Genomic DNA, 11,757 nt, shown 5'->3' with positions numbered 1-11,757 from the left:
CACGCGTACGTCGAAAGGCAGTCATGTCGCGGCACACACTCACTTCGGCCCGCCCCACCGCGGCCCGGCCCGGGGCGGCGGACCGGCCCCGCAGCCCCGGCACCCTGCTCCTGGCCGTGCTGCTGCTCGGACTGGCCGCAGCACTGGCCCTCACCGTCCGCGCGGACGTCGCGAACCCGCCGTTCCAGGGCGCGGACGAGCGGTGGCTGCGCTGGATGGGCGGCCCGCACGACGGGCTCCCCGCGGCCCTCGCGGCCGTCCTCAACTGGTTCGGCGGCCCGCTGGGCGCCGTCGTCCCGCTCGGGATGCTGGTCTTCCTGCTCGTCCGCAGACGCCGGACCTCGGCGGGCTTCCTGCTCGGGGTCTATCTCGTGGGCAACCTGCTGGTGGTGCAGACGCTCAAGCACCTGGTGGACCGCCCGCGCCCGGCGCACCCGCTGGTCCGCGTCGACCACGGCTCCTTCCCGTCGGGGCATGCGGCGGGGGCGGCGCTGCTCGTCGTGCTGGCCTGCGTCCTGCTGGTCCCGGCGGCCCGGCGGCGGGCCTGGTGGGCCGGCGGCGTGGTGTTCACCCTGGCCATGATGTGGAGCCGCACCTGGCTCCACGCCCACTGGCTCACCGACACGGTGGCCGGCGCAGCGGCCGGCGCGGGGGCCGCACTGCTGGCCTGGTGGGCCGTCTCCCCCGCCCTCGCCCGTGAGCACGACCGACGCCAACGACCGGCCTCGTCTCTTCCGGCCTAGGCCGTGTCTTTCGGATCAGGGTGGATCGGCTCGGGGCGTCTGGTGCCGTGCATCGCAAGGCCGAGGAGGGAGCCGACGTGGTGTGTCGGCGACCGACGAGAACGCCGCGAGGCGCGGTGCCAGACGCCCCGAGCCCGCCCTGATCCGAAAGACACGGCCTAGGCCTCGGCGCGGCCCTCTCCCGCCATGAAGCGCCAGACCAGCGCGTGACCCAGGACGATCAGTCCGATCAGCATCAGGGCTTCGGCCTGGATGGGGCTCAGGCCGATGTGGCCGGCGAGTTCGGGGAAGGCGCCGATGACGGCGATGAGGGCGTAGAGCAGCACCGACCCGGCCTGCTGCCAGATGACGAAGTCGTCGCCCCGGGTGCGGGCCAGCAGCCGCAGGGTGCACGCGCAGCCGACCAGGGAGAGGGCGATGAAGGCCGCCCGCCAGATCTGGGGCTGCTCGACGCCGACCTGCGCGAAGAGGCCCATCAGGGCGGGCAGCAGGAAGGACAGGTAGATCCCGCCGACGACGCGCCGCACGGCGGGGTCACGCATCCAGTCCGCGTGGCTCTGGACGACGTTCCACCACAGGCCGACCAGGGTGAAGCAGGTGGCGGAGAAGAGGGCGTAGAAGGTACTGACATCCATGGACGACCAGGGTGGCAGCGAGTCCGGGCGCGGCGCTCACCCCACGCCCTGATGCCGGCCCACCCCCGCCGGGACGGCGTACACGACCCCGTGCGGTCCCGCCCCGTCCCCGCTGCGCCGCGGGGCGGGGCCGGTCGCGCCGGCCCCGGTGCACGGGCACGCCCGGGAAGCGGCGCGGTGCCGGCAAGCGGGTCCGTCAGGACGTGGCGCGGTGGACGAGGAGGGCCTCGATCGCGGGGACCGGGGGCGTCTTCCCCGTCTCGATCAGCTCGTGCAGGGCGTCGGCGACGCGGGCTGCCGAAGGCAGGTCCAGGCGGACCGTCGTGAGGGGCGGTTGCTGGAGGGAGGCGAGGACCAGGTCGTCGGAGCCGACGATCGCGACCTCGTCCGGTACGGCGATGCCCTCGGCCTGGAGGGCGTGCAGGAGCAGCGCCGCGTACTCGTCGTTGTACGCGAAGACGGCGTCCAGGCCCAGGCTCGGCCAGCGCCGGGCGAGGGCCGTCGCGGACTCCCTGGTGTACGAGAGCTCGACCGGGGTCACGGTGGCCATGTGCCGGGCCGCGACCGACTCGGCCCCGGCGAGGCGCGGTGCGGCGAGGGTGCCGAGGCCGCGCTCCTGTGGCATGACCACGCCGATCCTGCTGCGGCCGCGGGCGATGAGGTGCTCGGCCGCGGTGGCGCCGATGTCGGCGTGGTCGAAGCCGATGGTGTGGACGCCCTCAACCGGGTGGGCGGCGAACGCCAGCAGGCCGCGCACACCGGCGCGGCTCAGCAGCTCGGCCGCCTGGGCGGTGAAGCGGTCGCCGTCCAGTGCGATGACGGCCGCCGGGCGCAGTTCGGCCCAGGCCCGGGCGGCGTCGAGGGGGTCGGCGAAGCGGCCCGCGTGCAGGACGGCCGTGTAGCCGTGCCGGTCGAGCTCGCTGTGCAGGTCGTCGACCCAGTCGCTGACGAGCCGGCCGATCGCGGAGACCGAGGCGGGCATCAGGATGAGGTTGCTGCGCCCGGCCCGCAGGGACCGGGCCGCGGCGTGCGGTACGTAGCCGAGCTGCCGGGCGGCGTCGAGCACCCGCGTACGGGTGCCCTCGCTGACGCGGTGGCCGGGGGTGTCGTTCAGGACGAACGACACGGTGGCGCGTGACACCCCGGCCAGCCGGGCCACGTCGGCGCTGGTGATCGACACGGGCGACGCGGGGGCGCTCGTCTCCCTGGGCTCCCTGGGCATGGTCCTCGGTGCTCCTTGGGTCGACCGACACCTCTCTTCCCAGGTTACACGAGTTAGATCATCGGGCCCCGCGGGCTTCGTGCAGGCGGCGCGAGGGCCCTGCCAGGTCGCCGAAGGCGGTGACGACCGAGTCGAAGCACATCGTGGTCCGCGTCTGCGCACCGTAGGGCTGCCACTGCGGCATGCCGGGGTGGTTCGGGTCGCCGGTGCGGACGAAGGCGATCCAGGCCCGGTGCATGGTGTGTGCGAGGCCGTCGCGGACGGCGGGGGCGAGCCCGGCGAGGAAGGGGGCGTGCGACCACTGCTCGAAGTTGTCGAAGACGAAGGGGAGCTCGAGGCAGTGCGCGGCGCCGAGCCGGCCCTCGTACGCGGGCGTGGGCAGATCGAACTGGTAGGCCCAGACGGGATGCTCCGAACCGGCCCTGGCCTCGGCCAGCCCGACGGAGGGGACCCGGAAGAGCTCGTCCGTGATCAGGTCCATGAGGACGCCGGCCGGACCGGCGCCGGGGCGGGCCGCCTCGTACGCGGCGTAGACCTCGGGGGCGGCCTCGGCCCCGAAGGTCTCGGCGATCCGGTCGGTCACCTGCTCCCGGGTGGCGGCCGCGTACCCCTCGTCGAGGCCGAAGCCGAAGTTGGCCTCCTCGCGGGTCCACCCGATCATGACGTCGATGCCGGCTGCGGCCCCGTGCAGCAGGGCCTGTGCCGGATGGCGCTCGAGGGTGACCCCGTCGACGACGGGCAGGAACGGCGTGGGCCAGTAGCCCCACCGCATCGTGCGGGCGAACAGGCCGCCGGCCGCGCCGATCAGAGCCGGCCAGGGCAGTGCGCGCAGCTCCTGCGCGGTCTTGGCGCCGGCCAGCTCCCGATAGGCCTCGGTGCGCTCCCGGTACGCGTCGGGGTCGGGGAGGTCGAGCCCGAACGGCGGGCTCTGCAGGATCACCCGGCGGATCAGGCCGGCGGCCTGCGGGTGCCCGGCGAGCGCCGCGGTGGAGACGGCGCCGCCGGACTGGCCGGCGACGGTGATCTGGTCGGGGTCGCCGCCGAAGGAGGCGATGTTCTCCTTCACCCAGTGCAGGGCGGCAAGCTGGTCGGAGAGCCACGGATTGGCCACCTCGTCGCCCCCGGCGCCGTCGTCGCCCTCCGGGGAGAGGTAACCGAGAGGCCCGATGCGGTAGTTGATGCCGACGAACACCAGGTCGCCGTCCCGCGCGAAGGTCTCGCCGCCGTATCCGGGCAGCGAGCCCGATCCCGAGACGAAGCCGCCGCCGTGGATCCACAGCAGTACGGGACGGCGGGCGTCGTCGGCCGCGGGCGTCCAGACGTTGAGGGTGAGGCAGTCCTCGTCGAAGGGGGGCGACCCGTGGCCGCCGAGGACCGGATCGCCACCTTCCACGTACATCTGCGGGGCGCTGGGGCCGTCGGCGCTCGCCTCGCGCGTGCCGCTCCAGCCGGGATGCGGCCGGGCGGGCCGCCAGCGCTCCTCGCCGACGGGGGGTGCGGCGTACGGGACCGCCCGGAAGACGGAGAGCCCGTCTTCGATGGCGCCGCGCAGTCGGCCTGCGGGGAGGTCGACCACGGGCGGCGGGGTGCGGTTCTCGGTGTGTGCCATGGGGCCCTTCCTTCGTCGTTCCGGGGGCCGGCGGTGCGATGGGGGCACGCCGGCCCCGATCACGAGGGTATGGCGAGAATTAGACGACCGTCAATCATTCTCGATATGTCGGCGGCCTGCGCCCCTCACAGCCACAGGCTGTCGGACGCGACCCGCTCGGCCTCGATCCGCAGCAGCGGCGCGAACGCCCTCCACAGCAGCATGCAGCTCCCGGCGCCGGCCAGCGCCCCGGCGACGGTGTCGCTGAGCCACTGCGCGTGCAGCCAGGTCCGGCTGGCCATCATGGCGACGACGTACAGCACCGCGAAGAGCCACCACCAGCGGCGCGCCCGCGGGGGAAACACCAGGACGGCGGCCACGAACATCAGCGTCACGGCAGTGAACACCTGGCCGGAGGGGAACGAGCCGTCGTTCACCAGGACCCACGGATGCGGCGGGCGGGGACGGTCGACGAGCTGCTTCAGCGGGAGCACCAGGACGACGTTCGCCACGACTCCGGCGGTGAGGGCGAACAGCCCGGACCGCCAGCGCCCGTAGACGCAGAGGCAGCCGATCAGAGCGAGCGGCAGGACCATGCCCAGCGGGCCGCCGAGGCGGTCGAAGACGGTGGCGAGGCCGGTGAGGGCGTCGTCGCGCGAGCCGTTCATCGACGCGGCCCAGCTGTCGTCGAGCCCTTGGAAGTACGGGCGTTCGCCGACCGAGACCAAGAGGCCGATCAGCAGCGACCCGAGCAGGAGGCCGGCTCCGACGGCGACCGCATGGCGCGGCGGGGGCGCCGGGAGGTGATGCCGGGGAGCGGGGATCAGGGGCGGGGATGCGCGGTGCCCGGACCGGGGCACGGCGGAGGAACGTGGCATGGCGGGCCTTTCACGGTGGTCTCCCCAAGCGGTGGGGGCACGCGGAGAGCAGGCACAGGCGGTGGAGGACTTCACGGGGACGGAAGACCGGGCGGCCGAAGGCCGGTGGGCCGAAGGCCGGTGGGCCGAAGGCCGGTGGGCCGAAGGCCGGTGGGCCGAAGGCCGGTGGGCCGAAGGCCGGTGGCGGGGAGCCGGGACCGGGGGCCCGGGACCGGGGACGCCGGCCGCGGGCTCTTGCGGTGAGCGGCGACGGGGGTCGTCGCGACGCGGCACGGAGTATTGCGGATGCGTGACCGTCGCCACAAGCGCAAGAGGGATTCCGGACACAACAGCCCTGCTCAGTGGCCGTGAGGCGGTGGTTACACGTCCTCGCAACGCCAGCTGTCGCCCGGTCACGATCCGCACATCACCACCACTCAGCCTCTAGCGATGCCCAGAAATGGGTGCTACACAGTGTCCAAGCGCCGAAGGTGACACGTGTAACAACACCATGTGAACCCCAGCCGCTCGCCCAGCCTTCCCCAGGCGGCAGCACCTCGCCGCAGCCCCACGCACGGTGCTCCCCTCTCCGCCACGGGCCCCCGCGCCGAGCCTCCGCACCCCTTCTCGCCCCGTCCCCCGAGGAGTCGTCATGGCCCAGAACGAACTGATCGATTCGCCCGCCCCGGCGGATCCCGAACCTCCCCGCCAGCGCGCGCTCCTGCCCCTGCTGCTGGTCGCGAACTCCGCCCTGCTGGCGGTCTACATGGGCGTCGGATCGATCCTGCTGCCCACTCAGGTCGCGGAGATCGACCCCGCCAACAAGGTCGCCGTACTCGGCGTCATCGGCGGGATCAGCGCGGTCTTCGCGACCGCCTTCAACCCGATCGCCGGCGCCCTCTCCGACCGCAGCGGCCGTCGCAACCCGTGGATCCTCGGAGGCGCCTTCGCCTCGCTCGCCGCCCTGGCCTTCGTCGGGTACGCGACCACCGCGCTGCTCGTCGGCATCGGCTGGTGCCTCGTCCAGGCCACCATGAACGTCTACCAGGCCGCGGTCACCGCGATCGTCCCCGACCGGGTGCCCGTCGCCCGGCGCGGCACCGCCTCCGCGCTGGTCGGGCTGGGCCTGCCGATCGGCGGCACGGTCGGGGTGCTGATCGCCTCCAAGACCGCGGACCACCTGCAGACCGGGTACCTGGTCTTCGGCGCGATCGTCGCCGTTTCGGCGCTGCTGCTCACGCTCCTCTGCCGGGACGTCCCGCGCACCGGTCCCGCCCCGGCCGCCGTCCCCAAGCGGGCACAACTGGCCGCCTTCCTCTCGGCGTTGGCGAACCATGACTTCCGGTGGGCGTTCATCGGCCGGGCCCTGATGGTCCTCGGCTACTTCTCCGTCGTCGGCTACCAGCTGTACATCCTGGACGATCACATCAGCCTGCCCGACGGGCTGACCCCGCCCGCCGCGATGGCAGTGCTGACCCCCGTGTCGATGGTCGCCATGGCCGTCTCGACCGTGGTGGGCGGGATGCTGTCCGACCGGTGGGACCGCCGCAAGGTGTTCGTCGGTGTCTCGGCCGCCCTCGCCGGACTCGTCATGGTCGTCCCCGTCATCAGCCCCACCTGGACCGGCATGCTCGTCTTCAGCGCGCTCAACGGGCTCGCGTTCGGTTGCTTCATGGCCGTCGACACCGCGCTCGTCACCCTGGTCCTGCCCCGGGCCGAGGACGCCGCCCGCGACATGGGCGTCCTGAACATCGCGAACGCCGGACCGCAGATCATCGCCCCCTTCGTCGCCTCGGCCGTGGTGACCGCGCTCGGCGGATACACCCCCCTCTTCCTGGTCGGCGGGGCCCTGTCGCTGATCGGCGCACTCGCCATCCTCCCGATCCGCAGCGTGCGCTGACCCGCTGCGCGCCGGGCCGCCGTTGCCGCATCGCGGCAGCCCGGCACGAACTCCGGCGGGCGCATGCCGAGGGTCGTGCGCCCGCCGGTCCTGCACCACACCACCCTCCTCGAACCGCACCTTCGCCTCCCCTCCCCTCCCCTTCCAAGGAGTTCCCTGTGAGACGCAAGCGAGTTCTGCCGCCGGCCGTGCTCCTCGTGTGCACCGCAACCCTCTCGGGTACGGCGCCCGCGGTCGCCTCGCCGCAGACCGCGCCCGCAGCGAGTACGGCGGCGCCCGCGGTTCCGCTGCGGATCCTGCTCACGAACGACGACGGCTACAACGCGCCCGGCATCCGCAAGGCGTTCGAGCGGCTGACCGCCGCCGGGCACGACGTCACGATCGTCGCCCCGCTCACCAACCAGAGCGGCACCGGCACGAAGATGATGAGCGCCCCCACCATCGCGGTGAAGCACCCCGAGCCGAAGGTGTGGGCCGTGGACGGCACGCCCGGCGACTCCGTCGCCTTCGGCCTCTCCGAGGTCTTCGCGGGACAGGCCCCCGACCTGGTGGTCTCCGGGACCAACTTCGGCCCGAACGTGGCCGGTCTCGCCACCCACTCCGGTACGGTCGGCGGCGCCGTCGCCGCCCTCGAGAGCGGCGTCCCGGCGATCGCGCTGAGCACCGGCGGCATGGCCGCCCCCGACCCCACCGCCACGGTCAACGCGATGGACCCCACGCTGGACTTCGCGGTGAAGCTGATCGACCGGCTGCGCAGCCGGGCACGGTCGGGCCCGCTGCTGCCGAAGGGCGTCGGCCTGAACGTCAACCACCCCGTCGTCGGCGCGGACGGCACGGGCACCGCGACCGGTGTGGCGGCGACCTTCCAGGACCCGCAGGCCCCGCTCCAGCCGGACTTCACCGACTCCGGGGACGGTACCTGGAAGGTGAACGTACAGTTCCGCCCGCAGCCGGCCGCCAAGGGCGGTGACGTGGAGGCGGTGAGCGCCGGCAAGATCGCCGTCAGCCCGATGAACGCCGACTGGAACACCGGGCCGGCCGACTTCGCGGCCACCTCGGCCCTCATCGCCGGACTCCGCCCATGAGACGGCCCCGGAGGCGGTCGCGTACGGCGCGGTCACTGCTCGCCACCGCCTGTGCGCTGGCGGCCCTGCTCACCGCGGCGCTCCCCGCGGCGGCGGCCACGGCGGCTGCGTCGGGCGGGTCCGCGCGCCCGCAGGCCACCGTCGCGCAGGGCGTGCTGCGCGGGCAGAATCACGACGGCGCCCAGGAGTTCCTCGGCGTCCCCTACGCCGCTCCCCCGGTCGGGGACGCCCGGCTGCGCGCGCCGCAGCCGCCGCACCGCTGGACCGGGGTCCGCGAGGCGGTCCGGCAGGCCCCGGCGTGCCTGCAGTTCTCGCCGTTCGGGCTGCAGGATCCGCAGGCCGTCAGCGAGGACTGCCTGTACCTCGACGTGTACCGGCCCCGCACGGCCCGGCCCGGAGCCCGGCTGCCGGTGATCGTGTGGGTGCACGGGGGTGCGTACAGCCAGGGCACGGGTACGCAGTTCGGCGGCCGCACCATGGCCGATCTCACCGCCAGTGTCGTGGTCAGCATCAACTACCGCCTGGGGCAGCTCGGTTATCTCGGGCTGCCCGAGCTCACCGGGGAGAACGCGCAGCGCTCCGGCTCCTTCGGGCTCATGGACCAGATGGCGGCGCTGCGCTGGACCCGGGAGAACATCGCGGCGTTCGGCGGGAACCCCGGGAACGTCACGGTCTCCGGCCAGTCCGCGGGCAGCGGTTCCGTCTGTGCGCTGCTGGCCGCGCCGTCGGCGGCCGGGCTGTTCCACCGGGCGGTGCTGCAGAGCGGGCCGTGCACGCTGCTGCGTCCGCCGGACGGCGCGCGGGCCGAGTCGCAGGCGCGGGCCTTCGCCGCAGCCGCGGGCTGTACGGATCCGGCGGCGTTGGCCGGGTGCCTTCGGGCCGCTTCCGGGCCGGTGCTGGTCGAAGCGGCCCGTACGGTGCCCACCTCGGGGCCGGCGTCCGGCGACGGGTTGCTGCCGGTCGATCCGGCGACGGCCATCGGGAGCGGGAACTGGAACAAGGTGCCGGTGCTGATCGGGAGCACCCGCTCCGAGGCGCGCCTGTTCGTCGCGCTGACGCAGCCGTACCTGACGCAGGAGCAGTACACGGCGCAGGTCCTGGCGGGGTACGGGGCCGCCGGGCCCGAGGTGCTCGCCCGCTATCCGGTGTCGGCGTACGGATCGCCGTACCTGGCGCTGTCAGCTGTGATGACGGACTCGACGTTCGCCTGCCAGACGGCGTGGACGGCGCAGCTGTTCGCCTCACAAGTTCCCACGTATTTTTACGAGTTCGACGACCCGGACTCGCCGACACTGGCCGGGGCGCAGGTACCCGGCATCGACGAGTCCAATGCGCACAGTGCCGAGCTGGCCTATCTGCACGACTTCACCATGGGGGACCGGCCGCTGACCACGGAGCAGGTCGCGCTCGCGACACGGATGAAGCGCTACTGGGGTGCGTTCGCGCGCTACGGCGTCCCGGCGGTGCCGGGGCAGACGGCGTGGCCGCCGACCGGGTCCGGGGCCACGGTCCTGACCCTCACCCCCACGGCGACGCGGACGGGCACCTCGTTCGGGTCGGACCACCAGTGCACGTTCTGGCGGACCCAGCCGCCCCGGCCGGTCTGACCGGCCGAGGGGGGCCGCGGCCCGGGATCCCGACGATCCCGGGCCGCGGCCTCGTCACCCCCGTGGCGCGGGGTCAGGCGCGGCAGCGCAGCATCGCGAGCGGCGGGTACGCGAGGAGGTCCGCCCAGAACTCCTTGCCGAACTCACGGATGCCGGCGTCGGAGACCTCCAGCGGCACCCAGGCGATCTCGCTGAACCCGGCCGCCCTCAGGCACGCTTCGTAGACCTCGCTGCGCGGGGCCGAGGAGACGATGGTGATCGGCTGCGGGTCGAGGAGGGCGGTGACCCGCACGCGCGTACCGGTCTCGATCTCGCCGACCGGCTCGCAGCGGAACCCGTACGCCTCCAGGGAGGGACAGTCGAACCGGTAGTCGGGGTTCTGCGCGAGCACGAAGAACTCCCCGCCCGGCACCAGGCTCCGGTGGATGTTGCGGCACATCCGCTCCATGGTGGCGATGTCCTCGGCGTAGTTGAGGCACTGCACTCCCAGCGCGATGCCGAAGCACGGGTCGAGGGGCGGCAGTTCGGCCACGTCTCCGACCCCGTAGCGCACGCCCAGCGGGTCGCGCTGCTCGATCTCCTGCGCCGCGGCGATCATCTCGACGGAGATGTCGACGCCGTAGACGTCCGCGGCGCCGCGCCGCTTGAACTCCCTGCTGTAGAAACCGGTCCCGCACGCCAGGTCGAGGACCGACTTGCCGCTCACGTCCCCGACCAGGCCCAGGAAGCTCGGCACCTCCCCGTACCGCATCATCGGCAGGGACTTGAACCCCTCGAACGCCTCGCCGATCTCGTCGTACTGCTGTCCGCTCATCGTGCTGTCCTCCCCGTGGTCCGTCATGCCTCCGGCAATGGCCGCCCCCGATCCCGGGACACGCCGCTGCCTCCGGCTGGCAGTCTCACCGAACCGTGACGGACCGTCGTATTGGCAGAACCCACAAAGATCCAGATGTCGTCCCGTCAGGCACTCCGGGTACTGGACCTGCGGCGGCGCAGGGTGAACGTGCCCGCCGCGAGGGCGACCAGGGCGGCCGCCACCGTCAGCAGCCAGGCCGGTACCCCGCCGACGGTGAGCAGTTCGCCGGTGTAGATGACCTTGCGGTAGGGGGTGTCGGCGGCCGTGGCGCGCAGTTCGTGGTCGCCGTCGATGCGGCCCGGATCCGGGAACTCCTGGTCGATCGCCGTCAGGAACGCCGGCTTGCCGCCGGTGAGCGTGGCGAGGCCGTCCTCGGGGGTGACCGTCCCGGCGAAGGTGACCTTCGGCTTGGCGCCGCCGATCGGGGAGGCGGGCTCCATGCGGTGGTCGGCCAGGATGTACAGCCCGAGGGACTGCGGGGTCTTGGCCAGCCGGGACAGCCGCATCGGGTAGACCAGCCGGTTGCTGTCGAAGCGGATCTTCAGCGGGTCGAGGGTGCCCTGCAGGGTCTTGCCCTGCTGCCGGGGGGCGAGGCGTACGGCGACGTACTCCCACTTCTGGTCCACGTACGGCTTCAGCTCGGCGGCGAGTCCGTCGGGCAGCTTGAAGCCGTTCGTTTCCAGCCAGTTGCGCAGTGCGTCGGGGTCGGTCGCGGTGAGGCGTGCGACGTCGAAGTCGCCGAGCTGCTCGCGGCCGACGACGCCGACCGAGGGGGCGCCCGCGCCGGGCAGCGGGGCTCCCGCGGAGTCTCCCGTGGTGGAGGAGAACGGCCAGTCGCGGTCGCGCGGCCAGAAGTAGCTGCGGGTCTTGAACTCGGGCCGGGTCAGCCAGGTCAGCTCCCGGAACACGTCCCCGTCGCCCAGCTCCACCGTGGCCCGCCCGGGTACCGGCATGATCCAGGCCGCCCGCGGGGCGTCCCCGCGGACGACGAACCGCATCACGATCTGTTCCGTACGGCCGTCGAAGCGCACGACGGAGGTCTCCCGTTCGACCCCGATGCGGGCGTAGCCCTCGGGGATCATCGCCCCGCAACCGCAGGCGTAGGCCGGGCTGATCAGGGATCCCAGCTGCGTCGCGAGCAGGGCCAGCAGCAGGGCGGCAATTCTTCGTTTCATCCACACGGGGTCTCAGACGTGGGCCCCCGTGATCCGGTTCCGGCCATGATCCGGGGCTCGGTCCGGGCCCCGCTCCCGGCGCTGGTCAC

10 protein-coding genes are annotated in these 11,757 nt (G+C 73.2%); 4 read left to right on the top strand and 6 right to left on the bottom strand.

The annotated features are described in order from the left end of the window. The first annotated feature begins 23 nt into the window (after nucleotides 1-23). Nucleotides 24-743 (top strand): phosphatase PAP2 family protein, encoded by a 720-nt coding sequence (locus AB5J51_RS34815; RefSeq protein WP_369779476.1) that lies wholly within the window; start codon nucleotides 24-26, stop codon nucleotides 741-743. 158 nt (nucleotides 744-901) lie between these two features. On the opposite strand, the gene AB5J51_RS34810 is transcribed toward AB5J51_RS34815, so the two are convergent. The 4 genes from AB5J51_RS34810 to AB5J51_RS34795 form a co-directional block, all read right to left on the bottom strand. Beyond that, on the bottom strand, nucleotides 902-1,378 hold the full coding sequence (locus tag AB5J51_RS34810; protein WP_136221971.1) for a hypothetical protein: 477 nt from the start codon (nucleotides 1,376-1,378) through the stop codon (nucleotides 902-904). Between the two features lie 196 nt (nucleotides 1,379-1,574). Continuing rightward, nucleotides 1,575-2,600, bottom strand: a complete 1,026-nt coding sequence (locus AB5J51_RS34805; RefSeq protein WP_053787608.1) for a LacI family DNA-binding transcriptional regulator — start codon at nucleotides 2,598-2,600, stop codon at nucleotides 1,575-1,577. Between the two features lie 58 nt (nucleotides 2,601-2,658). Next, nucleotides 2,659-4,209 (bottom strand): carboxylesterase/lipase family protein, encoded by a 1,551-nt coding sequence (locus tag AB5J51_RS34800; RefSeq protein WP_369779474.1) that lies wholly within the window; start codon nucleotides 4,207-4,209, stop codon nucleotides 2,659-2,661. 125 nt (nucleotides 4,210-4,334) lie between these two features. Next, nucleotides 4,335-5,066 carry a phosphatase PAP2 family protein gene (locus tag AB5J51_RS34795; protein ID WP_369779473.1) on the bottom strand — a complete coding sequence of 244 codons (732 nt, stop codon included), beginning with the start codon at nucleotides 5,064-5,066 and terminating at the stop codon, nucleotides 4,335-4,337. A gap of 631 nt (nucleotides 5,067-5,697) precedes the next feature. Between AB5J51_RS34795 and AB5J51_RS34790 the strand changes: the two genes are divergently transcribed. The 3 genes from AB5J51_RS34790 (at nucleotide 5,698) to AB5J51_RS34780 (ending at nucleotide 9,637) form a co-directional block, all read left to right on the top strand. Continuing rightward, complete coding sequence (locus tag AB5J51_RS34790; RefSeq protein ID WP_053790056.1) at nucleotides 5,698-6,945, top strand: MFS transporter; 1,248 nt, start codon at nucleotides 5,698-5,700, stop codon at nucleotides 6,943-6,945. 158 nt (nucleotides 6,946-7,103) lie between these two features. Further along, nucleotides 7,104-8,030 carry a 5'/3'-nucleotidase SurE gene (surE, locus tag AB5J51_RS34785; protein ID WP_168724139.1) on the top strand — a complete coding sequence of 309 codons (927 nt, stop codon included), beginning with the start codon at nucleotides 7,104-7,106 and terminating at the stop codon, nucleotides 8,028-8,030. Beyond that, entirely contained in the window at nucleotides 8,027-9,637 is a 1,611-nt protein-coding gene (locus AB5J51_RS34780; protein WP_369779472.1) for a carboxylesterase/lipase family protein, read from the top strand. The genes surE and AB5J51_RS34780 overlap by 4 nt, the downstream gene beginning before the upstream one ends. Nucleotides 9,638-9,710: 73 nt before the next feature. On the opposite strand, the gene AB5J51_RS34775 is transcribed toward AB5J51_RS34780, so the two are convergent. Both AB5J51_RS34775 and AB5J51_RS34770 read right to left on the bottom strand, forming a co-directional pair. Further along, nucleotides 9,711-10,451 carry a class I SAM-dependent methyltransferase gene (locus tag AB5J51_RS34775; RefSeq protein ID WP_369779471.1) on the bottom strand — a complete coding sequence of 247 codons (741 nt, stop codon included), beginning with the start codon at nucleotides 10,449-10,451 and terminating at the stop codon, nucleotides 9,711-9,713. Nucleotides 10,452-10,597: 146 nt separating this feature from the next. Then, on the bottom strand, nucleotides 10,598-11,668 hold the full coding sequence (locus tag AB5J51_RS34770) for a DUF2330 domain-containing protein (RefSeq protein ID WP_369779470.1): 1,071 nt from the start codon (nucleotides 11,666-11,668) through the stop codon (nucleotides 10,598-10,600). Between the last annotated feature and the right edge of the window lie 89 nt (nucleotides 11,669-11,757).

The sequence above is a fragment of the Streptomyces sp. R33 genome (assembly GCF_041200175.1).
In the GTDB taxonomy this organism is placed as follows: domain Bacteria; phylum Actinomycetota; class Actinomycetes; order Streptomycetales; family Streptomycetaceae; genus Streptomyces; species Streptomyces katrae_B.
The sequence above is the reverse complement of the archived record's forward strand: the minus strand, read 5'-3'. Positions and strand labels throughout refer to the sequence as shown.